Source organism: Dyella sp. Tek66A03, from assembly GCF_052567735.1.
Genome location: NZ_CP199584.1, coordinates 1,568,663 through 1,589,155, shown reverse-complemented (window position 1 = coordinate 1,589,155; position 20,493 = coordinate 1,568,663). Strand labels below are relative to the sequence as shown.

Below are 20,493 nucleotides of genomic sequence, written 5' to 3'. Positions count from 1 at the left end.
GCTTACGCCTCGCTGAGGCGCGGATTCATGCCCAGCAGCTCGCGCGCCTGGCGGGCGTCGTGCGTCATTTGCGCGGTCAGCGCCTCCAACTGGTCGAACTTCAATTCGTCGCGCAGCTTGGCCACGAACTCCACCGCCATGCGCTGGCCATAAAGGTCGCCATCGAAATCGAACAGATGGACTTCCAACAGCGGTTCGGCGACCTCGTTGATGGTCGGCCGCACGCCGAGACTGGCCACGCCCGGCCAACTGCACTCGCTTTCGCCCAAGCCCACGCGCACCGCAAAGATGCCGTGCACCGGACTGGTGCGTTCGCGCAGATGGATATTGGCGGTGGGATAACCCAGGGTGCGGCCCAACTGGTGGCCGTATTCCACCTTGCCGTCGATCACAAAGGGGCGACCCAGCAGCGGCGCCGCGCCGGCAAACTCGCCCGCCGCCAGCAACATGCGCACGCGCGTGGCTGATACCCTCGCGCCCTCCAGCAGTACCGGCGGCATGGTGCGCGCGACGAAGCCGTTCGTCTTGCCCATCGTTTCCAGCAGGGCAACGTCACCGCCGCGCTTGTGGCCGAAGCGGAAATCGCCGCCGACCCAGACTTCGCGCGCAGCAAGCCGATCGACCAGCACCCGCCGCACAAAATCCTCAGCCGACATCGCCGTCAACGCCTGGTTGAAGCGCAGCAAAAGCACTTGCTCCATCCCGGCCGCGCCGAAACCCAGCAATTTTTCGCGCACGCTGGAAAGCCGCGGCACCGGCTCAGGCGAAAAATAAGCCCGTGGCAGTGGCTCGAAGCTCACCACCACCGGCGTCAACTTGAGTTCGGTCGCCCGCTCGCGCACCTCCGCCAACAAGGCCTGGTGGCCCCGATGCAGGCCATCGAACGCTCCGACCGCGACAACGCTGCCGCCGGGAGCCAGACAGGTGCCGGCGACATCCCTGGAAAGTCTCATCATCGAGCGAGTATAGCCGTTGAGACGCCCGCCCTGCCTTGCTCAGAGCCTGTTTGGGATCTCCGCGTGGTCCGCGCCGGGAGCTGTTTGCGCGCAGGTCCAGGAAGAACGAGGGCGTGTACGTCCGTACACAACTGAGTGATGACGCCGGCATGCGGGCAAACAGACCCGGCGCGGGCTACGCGGAAATCCCAAGCAGGCTCTCAGGCCTCATACACCACGTAGTTCACGCATGCGGAATCCGGCTGCGAACAGGGTGACGACATAGGCACCACCACCCGCCGCCACCAGCACCGCCAGACGCCAGACTCGGGTCCATTTCGAAACAACGGTCCAGTCCGGCCAGATCCACATGCCCAGCAGCAACACGGCGATCATCACCGCGCAGGACAGCGCCAGGCGCACCATGTGACGAGCCCAGCCCGGCTGGCGCTGATACACGCCGGCCTGACGCAGCCAGCGCCACAGCAGGCCCAGATTGATATAGCTCGCGAGCGCACTGGCCATGCCGAGCGCCATATGCAGGCCCGGCACCGCCGCCAGCGCGGCCAGCCAAGGCAGCTGCTTCTGCGCCGGCGTCGCCCACAGGCTAAACAGCAGCAGCAGAAACAGCAGGTTGAACACCATGTTCGCCACCAGCGAGGCGACGCCTGCGCGCACCGGCGTCCTGGTGTCCTGGCGCGCATAGAACGCCGGCAACACCACCTTGACCAGGGCGAACGCCGGCAGGCCGAAGCTGAGCGCGGTAATGGACAGCGTGGCCATGCGCGTATCGAATGGGGTGAACTGCCCGTGCTGGAACAACGTCGCTACCAGCGGCCTGGCCAGCAGCATCAGGGCGAACATGGCGGGCACGGCGATCAGCAGCGTGGTGCGCAAGCCCCAGTCCAGCGCCCTGGAGAAACCATCGCGATCCGTGGTGACGTGGTGGCGCGACAGCGACGGCAGGATCACCGTACCCAAGGCCACGCCAAACAGGCCTAACGGCAACTCCAGGAAGCGATCGGCCTGCGACAGCCAACTCTGCGAGCCCGTCATCAGATAGGCCGCGATCACCGTGTCCAGCAGCAGGTTGATCTGCGCCACCGATGAGCCGAACAGGGTCGGCAGCATCAGCTTCAGGATGCGGCGCACGTCCGGATGACTCCAGCCCCAGCGCGGCAGGGTCAGCAGGTCCAAGCCACGCAGCGCGGGCAGTTGGAACAGCAACTGCAGGACGCCAGCCGCGAGAATCGCCCAGCCCATCGCCATGATCGGCGGCTCGATCCGCCGGGAAAGCCAGAGCGCACCGCCGATCATGCACAGATTGAGGATCACCGGCGTCAAGGCCGGCAAGGCGAAACGGTGGAAGCTGTTGAGCGCTCCGCCAGACAGCGCCGTTAGCGACACGAACAGCAGGAACGGGAAGGTCAGCCGCAGCAGGTCCGCCGTTAGCGTGAACTTCTCCGGCGTATCGGCCGCCCCCTGTGAAAACAGCGTGGCGACCTGCGGCGCAAAGATCACGCCCAGCGCGGTGATCACCAGCAATACGGCTCCCAGCGTGCCGGAGACGCGGGACATCAGCTGCTTGAGATCCTCGTGGCTGCGCTTTTCCTTCACCTCAGTGAAGACCGGCACAAAGGCCGTGGAAAACGAACCCTCGGCGAACAGCCGGCGCATGAAGTTGGGAATGCGAAATGCCACCCAGAAGGCATCTGTCGCCGCATTCGCGCCGAATACCGCGTTGATGGACATATCCCGGACCAGACCGAGTACGCGCGAAATCATGGTCATGCTGCTGAACGACAGCAGCCCACGGAACATGCTGGGAGACTTCATGCCTCTGACGATGCCTTTGCTTGAATGAGAGCCAGGCTGCGGCGGGACCCGACCCCCTGCCCGGGAAGGCGCATAGTCTGACAGCCGGCGATGGCAAGATGACAGCTCAAACATGGCATAATGCAGGCCACCTGTTCCCCTCTTGCGCCTTTCAGAAGGCGTTGCGCCAGTCTTGGCGCCTTGACAAACAGCTAAGCTGTTGACGTTACGGCGCATTGGCCGCATAATCGCCGTCTTTTTCCAACCCAGCAATTCCGGAGTTCTACCTTGGCCAACATCAAGTCCGCGAAGAAGCGCGCGCGCCAGTCCGAGCAGCGCCGCCTGCGCAACGTCAGCGCCCGCTCCATGGTGCGCACCGCACTCAAGAAGGTCGTCAAGGCGATCGAGAACAAGGACAAGGCTGCTGCCGTCGAGGCGTTTACCGCCGCGCAGCCGATCATGGACCGCTATGCTGCCCGTGGCCTGATCCACAAGAACAAGGCTGCTCGCCATAAGAGCCGCCTCAACGCAAAGATCCACGAGCTGGCGTAAGCCAGCGTTCAAGCGATTTTTTGGGTTGGCGAAAAAGCCGGCGAAAGCCGGCTTTTTTGTGTTGCCTAACGCGGGGCCGGCGAAAGCCGGCTTTTTTGTGTTGCCTAGGAGCGGGGCCGGCGAAAGCCGGCTTTTTCGTGTTGCCTAAACGAAACGGATCGCCCCTCCCTCACGCATCAATCACCTACACCGTCATTCCAGCGGCTCTCAACAGCCGAAGGGCTGGTCAAGCTGGAATCCAGTGCCTTCAGCGCATCGGACTTGCCAACCCATTGCAGTTGCAGGGTCGGAGCCTCGCTTGAGGCCAGTAGAGCAGAGTCACTGGATTCCAGCTTTCGCTGGAATGACGAGCGAAAATGGCTTTCGCTCAGATGTCGGGCAAAAAGAAAGGCGGCCGATGGCCGCCTTTCCAATTAAGCGCGTAGGTGGCGCGATTACTCCGCCGCCCCTTCCCCACGCAGACGCACATCACCCGGCACCATATCGCTACGCTCCTGATGCGCCATGTGCTGCGCCTCGAGGAAACGCTGCACCTGCTGGCACACCGACATGGTGTTTTCGCGAGCAATGGCCGACACCAGGAACCAGGGCTGGGTCCAGCCCAGACGCTTGACGATGTCCTCGGCCACGGCCTGGCGCTCGTCCTCCGGCAGCACGTCCGCCTTGTTCAGCACCAGCCAGCGCGGGCGCTCGAACAGCTCGGGATCGAACTTGATCAGCTCCTGCTCGATGGCACGCACCTGCTCGACCGGATCGGACTCTTCCAGCGGCGCAATATCGACCACATGCAGCAGCAGGCGGGTACGCGATACATGGCGCAGGAACTGGATACCCAGGCCCGCCCCATCCGCCGCACCTTCGATAAGGCCGGGAATATCGGCAATAACGAAACTCTGGTCGGTACCCAGGCTGACCACGCCCAGGTTCGGATGCAGCGTGGTGAATGGGTAGTCGGCCACGCGCGGCGTCGCTGCTGACACGGCGCGGATAAAGGTCGACTTGCCGGCATTCGGGAAGCCCAGCAGGCCCACGTCGGCCAGCAGCTTGAGCTCCATCTTGAGCTCGCGCACATCGCCCGGCGTACCCGGTGTGGACTTGCGCGGCGCACGGTTCACCGAGGTCTTGAAGTGGATATTGCCCAGTCCACCCTTGCCACCCTGCCCCACCAGCAGGCGCTGACCATGCTGGGTGAGGTCGCCGATGATCTCGTCGGTATCGACATTGATGATCACGGTGCCGACGGGCACGCGCACATAGGTGTCTTCGCCACCCTTCCCGTACATCTGGCTGCCCATGCCGTTCTGGCCGCGCTCGGCCTTGAACACGCGCTGGTGACGGAAGTCGATCAGCGTATTGATGCCTTCGTCGGCTACCAGCCAGACCGAGCCACCGCTACCGCCGTCGCCGCCATCGGGGCCGCCGAAGGGGATGAATTTTTCGCGACGGAAGCTGATGCAACCGTTGCCGCCGTCACCGGCCTGGACCTTGATGAGGGCTTCGTCGACAAATTTCATATCAAGGACCGTAAATTATTGATCGGTTAATGGTAATGGGTAGGCGCGTGGCGGGCCCGTCAGCGGTAAAACACACGCAGTGCCTGCTCAACCCGCGCTATCCACTCTTGCCGATTTATCTGTGAAACAAACGAAAAGCCCCGCCGAAGCGGGGCCTTCGCTGCCGCATCGAAAGGACTTAGCCCTTGACGACGTCGACGAACCTGCGGTTCTGCGGGCCACGGACCTTGAACTGAACGGTACCGTCGACCAACGCGAACAGAGTGTGATCACGACCCAGACCCACGCCGGTACCGGCATGGAACTGCGTGCCACGCTGACGCACGATGATGTTGCCGGCTTCGATGGCCTGGCCACCGTAGATCTTCACGCCGAGGTACTTCGGGTTCGAATCGCGACCGTTGCGGCTGGAACCTACGCCTTTTTTATGTGCCATGACTTAGTGCTCCAGTTGCTTAGGCGTTGATGCCCGTGATCTCGACTTCGGTGAAATGCTGACGATGTCCCTGCTGCTTCTTGTGGTGCTTGCGGCGGCGGAACTTGATGATGCGGATCTTGTCGGCACGGCCATGCTTGCGCACGGTGGCACTGACGGTCGCACCGGCCACGGTGGGCGCGCCGACGGTGATCGACTCACCGGCACCGACCAGCAGGACCTGGTCGAAGTTGATGGCGGCGCCTTCTTCGGCGTTCAACAGCTCCACGCGCAGGACATCGCCCTGCTGAACGCGGTACTGCTTGCCACCGGTCTTGATGACTGCGTAACTCATGGGATTATCCCTTCTGTAGTTATTCTCTTGGGCTCGCCAAGCGGAAACCCGCACTGGCGAACTGCGGATTATAGCGAGCCTATTCGGCGCTGGTCAATTACTGACCACCTAGGCTAAGCCAACCCGGGCACACCGTTCACGGGCCGTTCTGCGCCGCTGGTTGGGCCGGAGCCTTGGCCGGCGTCGCGCTGGCGTCCGTCTTGGTGGCGGGCGTTGCCGGTGCCTTGGCGTCCGTTTTGGCGTCCGTTTTGGCGTCCGTCTTGGCCGGCGTCTTGGCGACGGGCTTCTTGGCCGGTGCCTTGGTCGTCTTCTTGGCAGCGGGCTTGGCTTTGGCCTTGGTCGAGGCCTTGGCGGGAGCGGCCTCGGCAGCATCGTCCGTCGCCTTCGCCATGGCAGCGCCCGAAAGCGCGCCAGCGCCTGTGCCACCTGCCGCGGAGGCGAGCTTGGCCGGGCAGCGACCGCTGGCATCCAGGCTACCCATCTGCTTGAGCTCGGCGATCATCTGGTCGCTACGGTCGTGGCTCCACTGCTGGCCGGCCTGGTTGGCCTCGGACATGGTCGTGGGCATCTCGTTGATGACCTTTTGGCCCAACGGGGAACGGTAGAACTTCAGCATGCCGTCCAGCTCATCGGCGCTGAAATGGTGCTGGTAGACCGGCACCAGGCGCCCGATGAACTGCTGGGTCTGGTTGGCATCCATGTAGTTCTGCCAAAAATCGGCCGGCACGCAAGGCATCGACTGCTGCATCGTGCTTACCGCCTGCGAGTTCATCTGGCTGAGCATCTTGCCCACGCCGACGACCTCCATCAGCTGGCGTACCTGCGCATCGCTAGCCGGGGTGGTCGAAGCCATGGCCTGTCCACCGCAGATTGCCAGCGCCAGGGCGGCGCCCCATCGTGTCAACTTACTCATCCGCACTCTCTGTCATTCATAGGCCTGGATCGGCCAAAAGTCTATTAAGCCATAGTCGGGCCGACCCTCCCTGAAGATGAGGATTTTCGGGCCCAAGGGGGGGAACCAACAGGCAGGTAATAACTAACCTGATTAGTTTGGTATAGTACACTTTTCCCCAAACCCCGGGCGTCATGGACACCATCCGCATACGCGGCGCGCGCACGCATAACCTGAAAAACATCGACCTTGACCTGCCCCGCGACCGTCTGATCGTGATCACCGGCCTGTCCGGCTCCGGCAAGTCGTCGTTGGCGTTCGACACTATCTATGCCGAAGGTCAACGCCGCTATGTCGAATCGCTATCGGCTTACGCTCGGCAATTTTTGTCGATGATGGAAAAGCCGGACGTGGACCATATCGAAGGTCTGTCGCCGGCGATTTCGATCGAGCAGAAGTCCACCTCGCACAATCCGCGCTCCACCGTGGGCACGATCACCGAGGTGTACGACTACCTGCGCCTGCTCTACGCGCGCGTGGGTACGCCGCGTTGTCCCGACCACGGCATTCCGCTGGAAGCACAGACGGTGAGCCAGATGGTCGACGCGACGCTGGCGCTGGATCCCGAGAAACGCTTCATGCTGCTGGCGCCGGTGATCCGCGAACGCAAGGGCGAGCATGTGCAGGTGTTCGACCAGTTGCGCGCGCAAGGCTTTGTGCGCGCCCGTGTCGACGGCACCGTCTACGACCTCGATGCCGTACCGCCGCTGACCCTGCGCCAGAAGCACACCATCGAAGCGGTGATCGACCGTTTCCGTCCGCGTGACGACATCAAGCAGCGTCTGGCGGAATCGTTCGAGACGGCCCTGCGCCTGGGTGATGGCCTCGTCATCGTGGTGGACATGGATGATGCGAAGGCGCCCGAACAGCTGCTGTCTTCCCGCTACTCCTGCCCCGTCTGCGATTACTCGCTGCCTGAGCTCGAGCCGCGCCTGTTCTCGTTCAACTCACCCGTCGGCGCCTGCCCCACCTGCGATGGCCTGGGCGTCACCCAGGTATTCGACGCAGCCCGTGTGGTGGGTCATCCCGAACTGTCGCTCTCCGGCGGCGCGGTGCGCGGCTGGGATCGCCGCAATGCTCACTACTTCCAGCTGATCCTGTCGCTGGGCGCGCACTATGGTTTCGATGTCGATGCACCCTGGCAGAAACTGTCCGGCGATGTGCAGAAGGCGATCTTGTACGGCAGCGGCAAGGACAAGATCGCGTTTCGTTACATCACCGAGCGTGGTGGCCGCGTCACGCGCGAACATGCGTTCGAAGGCATCCTGCCGAACATGGAGCGGCGCTATAAGGAAACCGAGTCGCCCGCCGTGCGCGAGGAACTGGCCAAGTACATCAGTGACCAGCCCTGCCCCGATTGCCACGGTCAGCGCCTCAACCGTTCGGCGCGCAACGTCTTCGTGGCCGATCATGCCCTGCCCTCGCTCACGTCGCGCTCGATCGATGACTCGCTGGCCTTCTTCGAAGGCTTGACCTTGACCGGATGGCGCGGCGAGATCGCCGTGAAGATCGTCAAGGAGATCCGTGAGCGGCTGAGCTTCCTCAACGACGTCGGCCTCAACTACCTCACCTTGGACCGCCAGGCCGATTCGCTCTCCGGTGGTGAGGCGCAGCGCATCCGTCTCGCCTCGCAGATCGGCGCCGGCCTGGTCGGCGTGATGTATGTGCTCGACGAACCATCCATCGGCCTGCATCAACGCGACAACGAGCGCTTGCTTGGCACGCTGACCCGACTGCGCGATCTCGGCAACACGGTGATCGTGGTCGAGCACGATGAGGACGCCATCCGCATGGCCGATCACGTGCTCGACATCGGTCCGGGTGCCGGCGTGCACGGTGGCGAAATCGTGGCGCAAGGCACGCTGAAAGACATCCTCGCCTCGCCGCGCTCGGTCACCGGCCAGTTCCTTTCCGGCAAGCGCGGCATCAAGGTGCCAAAGGAACGCCGCCAACAACTCGATCCTGATTCGTGGCTGCACCTGAAGGGTGCCAGCGGCAACAATCTGAAGAACGTCGACCTGGCGATTCCCGCCGGCCTGTTCACCTGCGTCACCGGCGTGTCGGGCTCGGGCAAATCCACCCTTGTCAACGACACCTTGTTCCGTCTGGCCGCCACCGAGTTGAACGGCGCTGGCGCGCAGGCGGCTCCTTACAAGTCCATCGACGGCATGGAGCTGTTCGACAAGGTGGTCGACATCGACCAGTCGCCGATCGGTCGCACGCCGCGCTCCAACCCGGCGACCTATACCGGCCTGTTTACGCCCTTGCGCGAAATGTTCGCGCAGGTGCCTGAGGCGCGCGTGCGCGGCTATACGCCAGGACGTTTTAGCTTCAATGTGCGCGGCGGTCGCTGCGAAGCCTGCGAAGGCGACGGCATGATCAAGGTGGAGATGCACTTCCTGCCTGACGTCTACGTGCCTTGCGACGTATGCCATGGCAAGCGCTACAACCGCGAGACGCTCGAGGTGCACTACAAGGGCCACACGATTGCCGATGTGCTCGGGATGACGGTGGAAGATGCGCTGAAGCTGTTCGAGAACGTGCCGACCATCGCGCGCAAGCTCGAAACGCTGCGCGCCGTGGGCCTTGACTACATCAAGCTCGGCCAGAGCGCGACGACACTCTCGGGCGGCGAGGCGCAGCGCGTGAAGCTCTCCAAGGAACTGTCCAAGCGTGACACCGGTCGCACGCTTTATATCCTGGACGAGCCCACGACCGGCCTGCATTTCCACGATATCGAACAGCTGCTCGACGTGCTGCATCAACTGGTCGAGCAAGGCAACACCGTGGTGGTGATCGAGCATAATCTTGATGTGATCAAGACGGCCGACTGGCTGGTCGACCTGGGCCCGGAAGGTGGTGCCGGTGGCGGTCGCATCCTGGTGACGGGCACGCCGGAAACGGTGGCCACAACACCGGGTTCGCACACCGGACACTTCCTCGCACCCCATCTCGACATGAAGCCGGCCAAGGCCGCCAAGGTCGAAAGCAACAGCAAGCGCAAACCCGCATTACGGAAGAAGACTGCATGAGTCCCAGCGATACGGCGCCTGCGAAACGCACGCGCACCCGCAAGATCGAGGCACCCGAAAGTGCCTCGATCATCCCCGAAGCCGAGGCGCCGCCCGCGCCACCCAGGCCGTTGTTTGTTGCACCGATCAGCGTGCGTTGGCGCGATCTCGACGCGTTCAATCATGTCAACAACGCCAACTACCTCACCTACCTGGAAGAGGCACGTCTGCATTGGCTGCAACATGTGCCCGGCTGGTTCGACGAGCACTCGATGCCGGTACTGGCGGCGAGCGAGATCAACTATCGCCGACCGATCGAATGGCCGGCTCAGTTACAGGTCGAGCTTAGCTGCGAACGTCTTGGCAACAGCTCGATCACGCTGGCCCATCGGATCATCAATGCCGACGACCATGCGTGCCTGTACAGCGATGGGCGCGTGGTCATGGTGTGGATGAATCCGACCACGGGCAAGCCGGTGATGCTGCCACAGGCCATCCGCGACGCGGCCGACGCGGCCGCTTGAACGGCACATATCGCTTAAGGGGTTAACCCTTGCATCCGGCGGATGCCGAGGCTTCATACGGCATCCGTAAGATGCACGTCGACCACCCGAAAGGAGTTCGACCGTGAGCCAGCTTCCCCTCCGCCTCCTCGCCCTTGCCGTCGCCACGACGACGACGGCCGCCGCAGCAGCCTCCGCATCGACCAGCCTCACGCTCTATCGCAGCGATGATGCCGCGCTGTTCAGCGCCGGCGACGGTGGCGATGTGCAAGCGGGCTACGCCGTCGCGCGCGAACCCCGCGAGCTTCAGCTGAAAGCCGGCCTACAGGACATCCGCCTCGGCGGCTTGCCGCAGTATCTCGACCCCGAAGCGTTGGCGCTGACGGTCGATGGCAACGCGGCGACGGTGATTTCCCAACGCCTGCGCTTGGGCCAGGGCCAGAATGCGGCCTTGGGCAGCCTGATCGGTCAGCAGGTCGAGGTGCTGGCCAATAGCGGACAACCGCTCGCCAGTGGCACGCTGATGCGGGCCGGCGATGGTTTGTTGGTGCAGGATGCCTCAGGGCGTACGAGCCTGATCCGCGAGTTCGCCTCGGTGCGCGCGCAAGGCAGCTTCCAGACCGGCTCCAGCCTGGAACTGCGACTCGATGCGAGTCGCGCAGGTACCGCCCAAGCCACCTTGAGCTACCCCACCGGCGGACTCGGTTGGCGCGCCGCGTATGTCGGCACGCTGCAATCGGGAAACAGCTGCAAGCTGCAATTCGAATCGCGCGCCAGCATCGCCAACCGCAGTGGCCGCGACTGGAAAAACCTGCAACTTACCCTGGTGGCGGGAGAGCCTCAATTCGCCAAGCCATCGGCACCTCGGCCCATGGCCATGGCTCATGCCGTTCGCGCCAAGACCGACAGTGCAGAGCTGCCGGAGCAAAGCACGCTCGCCGACTACCGCACCTATACGCTACCGGCCGCCGTCGATCTGCCCGATGGCAGCGTCAGTCAGGTGCCGCTGTATGCCACGCGCACGATCGACTGCGAGCGCACGGCGCTGTATGAGAACGGCGGCAACTGGATGCCTCCGCACCCCATGATCAACCGTGACTATCTCCAAGGTGGCAATAACGCGGTCGTCAGCACGTTGCAGTTGCGTGCCTTCGACAGCCTGCCCGCCGGTTTTTTGCGTGTGCTGGCCGCCGATCGAAACGGCACGCCGCAATTCATTGGCGAAGGTCGCATCAACGACACCCCCAAGGGCAGCGATGCGCGCATCGTGCTCGGCAATGCGTTCGACTTGCGCGGCGAGCGCGAGCGCACGGCGTTCAATGTGGACAAGGCGGGCCGCACGCTCAATGAGGCGTTCCGCATTACGCTCACCAACGCAGGCGACAGCGCCCGCACCGTCACGGTGCGCGAGCACCCAACCCGCTGGCACGAGTGGACGCTGGCGTCATCCAGCATCAAGCCCAGCCAGCAAACACCCGATAGCCTGGAGTTCCAGGTGAGTGTGCCCGCCGGTGGCAAGGCCACGCTGGACTATGCGGTGCGCTACCAGTGGACTGCCCAGGAGCAACCGCAGTAAGCGCCACGCACTGGCGGGTTTGCTACTCTCACTCCCCGCTCATCACTCCTGCCAGGGCTCAGCCATGCTCAACCTGACCACCCATGACGCCATCACCGAAATCAACATGGCGCGCCCACCCGTCAACGCGCTCAACGTGGATTTGCTGCGAGCCGTGCGTGATGCCGTCGACGATGCGTTGAATGCCGGCACCCGCGGCATCGTGCTGTCCGGTGCCCAGGGCCTGTTCTCCGCGGGCGTGGACGTTCCGGCCCTGCTGGGACGCGATCGCGCTGGCGTGCGTGAATACTGGCGCGAGTTCTTTCTTACCTGTTCCAAGCTGGCATTGTCGCCCGTGCCCGTGGTCGCCTCGATCACCGGGCACAGTCCGGCAGGCGGTGCCGTGCTGTCACTGTTCTGCGACTACCGCGTGATGGCCGAGGGCCCGTTCCGCATCGGCCTCAACGAAGTCCAGGTCGGCTTGGTGGTGCCCGAGTGCATCCAGATGGCGCTGCGCCGCGTGGTGGGTGCCTATCGCGCGGAACGTCTGCTCGTTGCCGGTGCGATGATCGAATCGTCCCAGGCACTCGCCTGCGGCTTCGTGGACGAACTGGCCGGGCTGGAACAGGTCACCACCCGTGCCCTGCATTGGATGAATGGACTGCTGGCCCTGCCTTCCCATGCCATGCTGAATACGCGCGCCCTGGCGCGCGCCGATCTCATCGCGGTGTGGTCCGATGTCGACGCACTGCCGATTGATCAGTTCGTGGACGCGTACTTCCACCCGGAAACCCAGGCGGTGCTACAGCAGCTGGTGGCGCGTCTGAAGAAAAAGGATTAGGCGCAATCCTTATTTGTAGAAGCGCACCCTGTGCGCGACCCATCGTAGCGGCGTCACCGCTCCGTAGGGTTGCCGCGCACAGGGTGCGCTCCTACACCAAAGGCTCAGCCCGGCAGATCGCCTTTGGCAATCGGGCGGCCAGGATCACTGACCCAACCGCTCCATGAAGGGGCATACAGGCGCGAGCCCGCCAATCCCGCATGCTCCATCGCCAGCAGGTTGTGGCAGGCGGTAACGCCGGAGCCGCACATATGTACGACGTCTTGCGACGCGTGTGTGCCAAGCACATCGAGGAATTCCTGGCGTAACAGCGTGGCCGACTTGAAGCGGCCGTCGCCCCCAAGATTGTCCGAGAACGGACGATTGTGCGCACCCGGCACATGTCCGCCGACGCGATCGATCGGTTCCACGTCGCCACGGTAACGCGGCGCAGCCCGTGCATCGAGCAACAGCCTTTCGGGTGCATCGAGCAGATGCGCGTGATCGATGAGATGGCGGCTCGTGTCGTAATGCAGCTCAACCTTGCTGGGCGTGCGCGTCACGTTGCCCGCATCCACCGGCAATCCCGCCGCCAACCAAGCGCCATAGCCGCCATTGAGCACGGCCACGTCCTGTACACCGACCAGTCGCAGCAGCCACCACAGGCGCGCTGCAGCCAGCGAGCCACCGGCAGCGTCGTAACTCACCACCTGTAAACCGGGACGCCAGCCCCAACGCGACAACACGCTGGAGAATGCCGACTCCAGCGGCAACGGGTGACGCCCCAGCCCTTCGACCTGGCGCGATAGATCCGAGAGATCCTTGTCGAGGCTTGCATACACCGCGCCAGGGATATGACCTTCAAGATAATCACGTTCGCCCTTGGCAACGTCGCGCTCGCCATTGCCCGGCGCTATCAACTCGAAGCGGCAATCGACAATCAAAACGTCGTGCGGCGACAGCGCGGCGAGTTCGCTTGCTTCGATCAAGGTGGTTTTCAGTGTCATGCGCGGCCCATCCTCTGCAGAAGGTTAAAGACCATGGCGGCAGTAGCGCCCCAGATGCGGTGGCCGCCATGCACGAATTCCACCATGTCGCGACGATGTCCGCGAAACTCCATGGTGTAGCGCCGCATATTGGCCGGTTCCAGGAAGAACGACAGCGGCACTTCGAACACTTCCGCCACCTCATCCGGTGCGGGATAAAGCCGGGCGTCCGGATCGATGCGCGCCACCACCGGCGTGATGCAATAGCCGCTCACCGTTTCGAAGCGGTCGAGGAAACCCAACGGCGTGACCAGCTTGGGTGCGAGGCCGATTTCCTCCTCGCTTTCGCGCAGCGCCGTCGCAATCGCGTCGGCGTCCTCCGGATCGGTGCGTCCGCCGGGAAACGCCACCTGTCCCGCGTGATCATGCAGATGATCGGTACGCACGGTGAGCACCAGGCGCGGCTGGACACCCTCACGCACCCCCACCAGCACGGCGGCTGGGCGACGCGGCACGTTGCCCAGGAACTCGGCCATATCGCTGTGATTCCAACCCTGACCGGTCGGCGGTGCCGACAAGGGCAGTAGCGCCGAGTAGAGGTTGGTCAGCACCTCTCCCATCATGGCGCCTTGCGCGGAGGCAGCACCTCTCGCATGTAACGCAAGCGCTCGCTGTCGTTCATGCCACGCCAACGGGCGATCTCGTCGCCCGTACGCAGGCAGCCGACGCAATAGCCACGCGCGTCGAGCCGGCAGATGCCGATGCAGGGCGACAGGGAGACGGCGATGATTGGAGCGGGATCGTTGAGCATAAGCCCGCTTATGCTAGCTGATTCGGCGCCTACCAGCAGAGGGCTACATCACTGCTGGATATCAAGCAGCTCGATTTCGAAGACCAGCGCCTCGTTCGGCCCGATGCGTGGCAAGGCACCATGGGTTCCGTACGCGAGCTGTGGTGGAATCACGACCTTCCAGCGGTCACCCACGTGCATGCGCGGAATCACGTCCTGCCAGCCGCGGATCACCTTGTCGACCTCGAAGTGCACCGGCGCGCCACGTGCCCAGGTACTGTCGAATTCGGTGCCGTCGACCAGCATGCCGCGATAGTTCACCGTGACCATACTGGTGACGGCGGGACTGATCCTGCCGTCACCTTTCTTGATCACCGCGTACTGAATGCCGGACGGCAGTTGGACCACACCCGCCTGCTGGCGATTGCGCTCCAGGTAATCGGCACTCTTGCGCGCATTGCTTTCGGCGATGCGCTTGAACTCGGCTATCGCGGTCGCGTGCATCTGCTCATCGAGCATCTGCAGCTGATCATGCATGTCTTGCATGGACACGGTCGGATGCTTCTTCGAGTAAGCGTCCTGAATGGCCCGCTGGAGCGTCGGGATATCGATATCCGGATCGCCATTGGCGAACTGGCTACCTATCTGGAATCCGATGGCATAGGAAAGCTTGCTCTTGTCGAGCCTTATCGAAGCGGCATCGCGCGCCGCCGCGTTGTCCTGCGCATGCACTGCCGCACCCCATAACAGGATGCCCAGAGCCAGCCAACGCAGTTGTGCCATGCCAATCTCCATCACAGCCGGAACTCCACCATCGTAAGCGGTCCGGGCGAATCGTGCAGCGAACGCCGGCAAATCCGGCGCCCCTGCTGAGAACGCCGGGGGCGACAAAGGTTCCCACTGGTACTATGCCTGTTTTATCCGCCAGGAACTCCCATGGCTTATCGAAACCTTGAAATCGCCAACCGCAGCGCGGTTCGCACGATCACCGTCAATCGTCCGGACAAGCTCAATGCGCTCAACCGCGAAACGCTCAACGAACTGACCCTGGCCTTTAGCCAGGCCGCCCAGGACGACGCCGTGCGCGTGGTCGTGCTGGCCGGCGCGGGCGAGAAAGCGTTCGTGGCCGGAGCCGACATTGCCGAGATGAATGGCTACAGCCCGGTGCAAGCCCAGGGTTTTTCGCGTACGGGTCAGCGCCTGATGAGCCTGATCGAACGCCTCGGCAAACCGGTGATCGCGCGCATCCAGGGCTTCGCCCTTGGCGGCGGCATGGAACTGGCGATGGCCTGCCATCTGCGCGTGGCCAGCGAGAAAGCGAAGTTCGGTCAACCGGAAATCAACCTTGGGCTGATTCCAGGCTTTGGTGGCACCCAGCGTCTGCTTCGCCTCGCCGGTCGTGGCGCGGCGCTGGAGCTATGCCTGACCGGCGTGCTGGTCAACGCGCAGCGTGCGTACGAACTGGGCGTGGTTACCCGCGTCGTCGCACCCGAAGCGCTGGATGAGACGGTGAACAGCTTGGCCGACCAGCTCGCCCAATCCGCGCCCTTGGCCGCCGCCGGCATCCTGGATGCCGTGCTGCAGGGTGGTGAAACCACCATCGATCAAGGGCTTGAGTTCGAAACGCAGGTCTTTGCCCTCGCCTTCTCCACCGACGACATGCGCGAAGGCACCAGCGCCTTCCTCGAGAAGCGCAAGGCCGACTTCAAGGGCCGCTGAGCGCATCCTTGAAGTGCAGCTTTACCACGCCCTGGCGGCTCGCGCCGGGGCCATGCGCCCGATCAAGGGCACGCTCACGCGTTCAATGAAGTGAGCCGGCGTAGTTTTTCTCGCCGGCCGTCACGCGCAGATCCATCCGATTTTCCGGCGGCGCCAGCGGACAGGTCGCATACGGCGTGAAAGCGCACGGCGGGTTATACGCGCGGTTGAAATCGAGCACGACCTTGCCGTCCTTGGGCAGATCGGCATAAAGGAATCGCGCGGCGCCATAGGTCTCATGACCGGAGGTGCGATCGGCGATCACGAAGAACAGCGAGTCGGGCTCTTCCTGGATCGGCAGCAGCTCGTAGGTGTGACCGTCGCGCTGGAACACGGCCTTGCCCGGCACCTTTTCCTTGTTGATGGTACCGAGCACCGATCCCACTTCCAGCTCGTGCGGCGGATCGAACGGCACCCAGTCGGCCACGATGCGCCATGAGGGATCGATCGGGAAATAATCGAGGCCAAGGAAATGGGTGCGCGTCTCGGCCTGACTGTCCTTGACACGCAGCGCCTTACGGCCGTCACGATCGATGACGAAGAAATTAGCCGAGCCAAAAGCCACCAGCGTCGCCGGCGATGCATCGCTGGCGTGCAGGTCGTCGACCAGATTGGCCTCATGCACCGGCTTGCCGTCGATGGTCGCGCCGCTGTCCTGGTCGAGCACGATATGCATCGCGCCCCCCTTGCTCAGCGTCACCACGCCCAGGTGTGCGGGACCTGCCGTGAGCACGATGTCGTTGTCGGCTGCGCTACCGATCCGGTTGCTGCCTTCATTCAGCCACTCCAGACCGATCAGGCTTAGCCAGCCATTGGGTGCGGTGAGGCTGGCCAGGCGCTTTTGCTGCCACTGCAGGACTTGTTGTGAGACATCGGCCGGCGTGGCGGCGGAGGGATTCTGGGCATGCACGGCGGCAACTCCAAGGCTCAAGGCGAAAGCAAAAAAAGCGGTACGCAACATGGCAGGCCCCGCCGGAATCAGAGTCCGAGTATGGCCGTCCATTTGGCGATGTGGCAAGCGCGAAACGGGAGCTTCAACGACCGCGCAGGAACAGCTTGTCCAGCTCCGACAGGCTCAGCTGCGTCCAGGTCGGGCGTCCATGGTTGCATTGTCCCGATCGTTCCGTGCTTTCCATCTCACGCAACAAGGCATTCATTTCTGGAATCGTCAGGCGCCGCCCTGCCCGCACCGAACCATGGCAAGCCATGGTGGAGAGCAGCTCGTTCTCCAGCTCCTGCAGGCGCCGCGAACTGCCGTGCTGGGCCAGTTCGCCAAGCACATCGCGGCAGAGCTGGGCCACATCGGCGCCTTCCAGCAAGGCAGGAATCCGCCGCACGACCACGCCGGATGGGCCGCTACGCGACAACTCCAGGCCCCATTCGGCCAACGCATCCGCATGCTCTTCGGCAGCCGCGGCCTCCTTCGCACTCACGGCTACGTTCAGCGGCACCAGCATCATCTGCGAGCGCAGGTTGCTGCAGGCCCGGCCCGCCTTGAGCTTTTCGTAGGTGATGCGCTCGTGCGCGGCATGCATGTCGACCAGGATTAGCCCATGGGCATTCTCGGCCAGGATGTAGATGCTCTTGAGTTGCGCGATGGCGAAGCCCAGGGGTGGCGCTTCGTCATCCGCCGCCTCGGGCATGGGCGAGTTCGCCGCGTAAGCCAACGGTGCCTGCGAAGCAGCAGGCTCTCCCAACAAGGCTGCGTAGCCAGCCAGTGGCTCTTCACGCACACCGAGGCTGAGCCGACTTTGGCTGAGGGAATGGGGCCATGCCGGCGGCGGCGTCGACATGCCGTACGAAGGCGCCGTCATCTGCCCGACCTCCGGTGCGGGAAGCCCCACCTTCCCTGCGCGCGTCTGCGCCAGCGCTTCATGTAGGGTACGAAACAGGAAGTCGTGCACCAGCCGCTGCTCGCGGAAACGCACTTCGTGTTTGGCGGGATGCACGTTCACGTCCACACCGGCCGGATCGAGCTCCAGGTAAAGCACAAACGCAGCATGGCGACCGTGGAACAACACGTCCGCATACGCCTGACGCACGGCATGGGCCACGATGCGGTCGCGCACCAGGCGCCCGTTGACATAGAAGTACTGCGAATCCGCCTGTGAACGAGACGCCGTGGGCAAGCCGACCCAGCCGGACAAATGCAGACCCGCCGCCGCGTGATCGATACGCAGGCTCTGCTGCGGAAAATCCTCGCCCAGCACCTCGGCCACGCGCTGCAGGGCGGCGCCCTCATCGCGCGCCGCCTTGAGTATGCGCACGGGCTTGCCGTTATGGCTCAGGCGAAATTCCACCGAGCGGCGGGCCAGCGCGAGCGACTTCAGCAGGTCGTCGATGTGCGCGAACTCCGTTCGCTCGGCGCGAAGAAATTTCCGGCGCGCGGGCACGTTGTAGAACAGGTCGCGCACTTCCACGCTACTGCCCTGCGGATGCTGCGCCGGTCGCGCTGCCTGCATCCTGCCGCCATCGACCTCGATGCGAAACGCGGTGTCCTGCCCGTGCGCGCGCGAGGTAAGCGTGAAACGCGCCACCGACGACACCGAGGCCAGCGCTTCGCCGCGAAATCCCATGCTGGCGACATGCTCGAGGTCGTCGAAGCTGCCAATCTTGCTGGTGGCATGCGAGGCCACGGCCAGCTGCAACTCGTCCGGTGAAATCCCGCAGCCATCGTCCCGTACGCGAATCAAGCGCGCGCCGCCCTGTTCGATGTCGACCTCGATGCGCGTGGCGCCGGCGTCGAGGCTGTTCTCGACCAGCTCCTTGACCACGGACGAGGGGCGTTCGATCACCTCACCAGCGGCAATCTGGTTGATGAGTTCGGGAGGAAGAGGACGGATAACGGGCATCGGTCAAGCTTAAAGCCTGCCCTTCCCCGGCGAAAGCGGAGCGCCGCCCGAAAGCGGCGCGGTCGTTCTGGTCGGGACGTGGCTCAGCCAGCCGGTATGGTCAACACCATGCCTACACGTACGCCGCTATCGCCGTTGATGCTATTGGCGTTTTTCAACGCATCGATGCTGACACCGTACTGGCGCGCGATGCTGCGCAGGTTCTCGCCGGCCTCGACACGGTGCAGATCGCGCACACCATCGTCGGCGCTAGCGGCATCGCCACTGGAGCCCTTGCCGGTCGATGCGGCCATCGCCTGGGCCACGGCCTTGTTGGCGCGGGCCGACGTGTCGTCATCGCTGCCCTTCGACGACGCCAGCGCAACACCGCTGCGACGCGCCGCCTGGGCGGCGAACCAGCTGCCGGGTGGAGGCGTGGCTTCGAAGTAACCGCGCACGCCACTCATCACGGCCGTGGCAAGGCGCGCCTGATGCGAGGGATCGCGCAACTTGCGCTCCTCGTCCGGATTGCTGATGAAGGCAGTCTCGACCAGGATCGAGGGTACGTCGGGCGAACGCAGCACCACGAAGTTGGCGCGTTCCACATAGCCGCGATGGGTCGGGCCGAGATTGCCCAGGGCGCTCAGCACGTTGCCGGCCACCGATTCGCTGGCCTGCATGGAATAACCCTGCTGCAGGTCCAGCAGCACGGCGGCCAGGCCGTCGTTCTTGTCGTCGAGCGTGACGCCACCGATCAGGTCGGCACGGTTCTGGCCGTCCGCCAGCCACTGGGCCGCCATATTGGTCTTGCCACGCGGCGACAACACCCACACCGATGAGCCCCTGGCGTCGCCGTTGACGAAGGCGTCGGCGTGGATCGAGATGAACAGGTCGGCGGAGTTGTTGCGCGCGATCTGGTAACGCTGCGCCAGCGGGATAAAGAAGTCCGTGCTGCGCGTCAGCACGGCGCGCATGCCCGGCTGCTGGTTGATCTGGTCCGCCAACTGGCGCGCCACGGCGAGCGTGACGTTTTTCTCCAGCGTGCCACCGGGACCATGGGCGCCCGGATCATCGCCGCCATGGCCGGCATCGACAGCAATCACCACCTTGCGCTCGCCGTTCAACAGCGCGGCTGCCGCACGGGTGGAGGACATGCCGCTCTGAGTTGGCCTGAGAGTCGACTTGCCTCCGCTACGCGAGGGTGCTGGCGTATAGGTCGGTACCGGGTCGGGCGTGGAAACGACTGGCGTCGCAGCGACGGCCACTGGGCCATCGTCATCCGATCCGCGCACGGCGGGCTTGGCCACCACACCACTACCGGGATAAAGGTCCACGACCAGGCGGTAGCCGTAGTCCGCCTGCGGTTTCAGCAGGAAGCTCTTGATGCTGCTGGAGGGGTCGATCTTGGCGGTGAGGCGGACATTACTGCCCTGGCGCGCACCGCTGAGACCCTTGTACAGGCCCTGGGCGGCGGGGGAGCTGAAGTCGCTGCTGATCGAACTGTCGCTGACGTCGACCGTCAGCTGGTCGCCATCCTGTTTGACCTTGTAGGTCACCGGGCCGGACACATCGAGCACCACGCGGGTGTATTCAGGGCCGGCCCAGACACGCGCGGACTTCACGTCGGCCGCGCGCGCGACGCAAAAAGGCACCAAAGCCATCAAGGCCATGGCACCAAACAAAGCAGCATGTGTCCTAGAT

The 20,493-nt window shown here is 63.8% G+C and carries 17 protein-coding genes and 1 pseudogene; 6 read left to right on the top strand and 12 right to left on the bottom strand.

Features of this window, described 5'->3' with window-relative positions:
- Positions 1–2: 2 nt before the first annotated feature.
- Entirely contained in the window at positions 3–956 is a 954-nt protein-coding gene (locus ACT01B_RS07220; protein WP_445146691.1) for a bifunctional riboflavin kinase/FAD synthetase, read from the bottom strand.
- A 207-nt stretch (positions 957–1,163) separates the two neighbouring features.
- On the bottom strand, positions 1,164–2,771 hold the full coding sequence (gene murJ / locus ACT01B_RS07215; protein WP_445146690.1) for a murein biosynthesis integral membrane protein MurJ: 1,608 nt from the start codon (positions 2,769–2,771) through the stop codon (positions 1,164–1,166).
- Between the two features lie 267 nt (positions 2,772–3,038).
- Here murJ and rpsT point away from each other — a divergent pair, with 267 nt between their 5' ends.
- Positions 3,039–3,302 (top strand): 30S ribosomal protein S20, encoded by a 264-nt coding sequence (rpsT, locus tag ACT01B_RS07210; RefSeq protein WP_445146689.1) that lies wholly within the window; start codon positions 3,039–3,041, stop codon positions 3,300–3,302.
- A gap of 434 nt (positions 3,303–3,736) precedes the next feature.
- Here rpsT and cgtA read toward each other — a convergent pair whose 3' ends face one another.
- From cgtA to ACT01B_RS07190, 4 genes are all read right to left on the bottom strand, one after another.
- Positions 3,737–4,816 (bottom strand): Obg family GTPase CgtA, encoded by a 1,080-nt coding sequence (gene cgtA, locus ACT01B_RS07205; RefSeq protein WP_445146688.1) that lies wholly within the window; start codon positions 4,814–4,816, stop codon positions 3,737–3,739.
- A gap of 178 nt (positions 4,817–4,994) precedes the next feature.
- On the bottom strand, positions 4,995–5,252 hold the full coding sequence (gene rpmA / locus ACT01B_RS07200) for a 50S ribosomal protein L27 (RefSeq protein ID WP_445146687.1): 258 nt from the start codon (positions 5,250–5,252) through the stop codon (positions 4,995–4,997).
- 19 nt (positions 5,253–5,271) lie between these two features.
- Entirely contained in the window at positions 5,272–5,586 is a 315-nt protein-coding gene (gene rplU, locus ACT01B_RS07195) for a 50S ribosomal protein L21 (RefSeq protein ID WP_266150323.1), read from the bottom strand.
- A gap of 136 nt (positions 5,587–5,722) precedes the next feature.
- On the bottom strand, positions 5,723–6,499 hold the full coding sequence (locus tag ACT01B_RS07190; protein WP_445146686.1) for a DUF2059 domain-containing protein: 777 nt from the start codon (positions 6,497–6,499) through the stop codon (positions 5,723–5,725).
- Positions 6,500–6,672: 173 nt separating this feature from the next.
- Here ACT01B_RS07190 and uvrA point away from each other — a divergent pair, with 173 nt between their 5' ends.
- The 4 genes from uvrA to ACT01B_RS07170 all read left to right on the top strand — a co-directional run bounded on the left by uvrA (position 6,673) and on the right by ACT01B_RS07170 (position 12,448).
- Positions 6,673–9,570, top strand: a complete 2,898-nt coding sequence (gene uvrA / locus ACT01B_RS07185) for an excinuclease ABC subunit UvrA (protein WP_445146685.1) — start codon at positions 6,673–6,675, stop codon at positions 9,568–9,570.
- Complete coding sequence (locus ACT01B_RS07180; RefSeq protein ID WP_445146684.1) at positions 9,567–10,073, top strand: acyl-CoA thioesterase; 507 nt, start codon at positions 9,567–9,569, stop codon at positions 10,071–10,073. Before uvrA ends, ACT01B_RS07180 begins: the two co-directional genes overlap by 4 nt.
- A 103-nt stretch (positions 10,074–10,176) precedes the next feature.
- A complete protein-coding gene (locus ACT01B_RS07175) occupies positions 10,177–11,628 on the top strand; it encodes a DUF4139 domain-containing protein (protein ID WP_445146683.1) in 1,452 nt (483 codons plus the stop codon).
- 64 nt (positions 11,629–11,692) lie between these two features.
- Positions 11,693–12,448: an enoyl-CoA hydratase/isomerase family protein gene (locus tag ACT01B_RS07170; protein WP_445146682.1), complete on the top strand. Its 756-nt coding sequence runs from the start codon at positions 11,693–11,695 to the stop codon at positions 12,446–12,448.
- A 104-nt stretch (positions 12,449–12,552) separates the two neighbouring features.
- On the opposite strand, the gene ACT01B_RS07165 is transcribed toward ACT01B_RS07170, so the two are convergent.
- The 3 genes and pseudogenes from ACT01B_RS07165 to ACT01B_RS07155 form a co-directional block, all read right to left on the bottom strand.
- Positions 12,553–13,434 (bottom strand): sulfurtransferase, encoded by an 882-nt coding sequence (locus tag ACT01B_RS07165; RefSeq protein WP_445146681.1) that lies wholly within the window; start codon positions 13,432–13,434, stop codon positions 12,553–12,555.
- A pseudogene (locus ACT01B_RS07160) lies at positions 13,431–14,224 on the bottom strand (CoA pyrophosphatase). Before ACT01B_RS07160 ends, ACT01B_RS07165 begins: the two are co-directional and overlap by 4 nt.
- A gap of 48 nt (positions 14,225–14,272) precedes the next feature.
- Positions 14,273–14,986 (bottom strand): FKBP-type peptidyl-prolyl cis-trans isomerase, encoded by a 714-nt coding sequence (locus ACT01B_RS07155; RefSeq protein WP_445146680.1) that lies wholly within the window; start codon positions 14,984–14,986, stop codon positions 14,273–14,275.
- Positions 14,987–15,139: 153 nt separating this feature from the next.
- Here ACT01B_RS07155 and ACT01B_RS07150 point away from each other — a divergent pair, with 153 nt between their 5' ends.
- Positions 15,140–15,922, top strand: coding sequence for an enoyl-CoA hydratase/isomerase family protein (locus tag ACT01B_RS07150; protein ID WP_445146679.1), 783 nt, complete (start codon positions 15,140–15,142; stop codon positions 15,920–15,922).
- A gap of 82 nt (positions 15,923–16,004) precedes the next feature.
- Here ACT01B_RS07150 and ACT01B_RS07145 read toward each other — a convergent pair whose 3' ends face one another.
- The 3 genes from ACT01B_RS07145 to ACT01B_RS07135 all read right to left on the bottom strand — a co-directional run bounded on the left by ACT01B_RS07145 (position 16,005) and on the right by ACT01B_RS07135 (position 20,462).
- Positions 16,005–16,922: a DUF1684 domain-containing protein gene (locus tag ACT01B_RS07145; protein ID WP_445146678.1), complete on the bottom strand. Its 918-nt coding sequence runs from the start codon at positions 16,920–16,922 to the stop codon at positions 16,005–16,007.
- A 73-nt stretch (positions 16,923–16,995) separates the two neighbouring features.
- Positions 16,996–18,813, bottom strand: a complete 1,818-nt coding sequence (gene mutL, locus ACT01B_RS07140) for a DNA mismatch repair endonuclease MutL (protein WP_445146677.1) — start codon at positions 18,811–18,813, stop codon at positions 16,996–16,998.
- A gap of 83 nt (positions 18,814–18,896) precedes the next feature.
- Entirely contained in the window at positions 18,897–20,462 is a 1,566-nt protein-coding gene (locus ACT01B_RS07135) for an N-acetylmuramoyl-L-alanine amidase (RefSeq protein WP_445146676.1), read from the bottom strand.
- Positions 20,463–20,493: the final 31 nt, after the last annotated feature.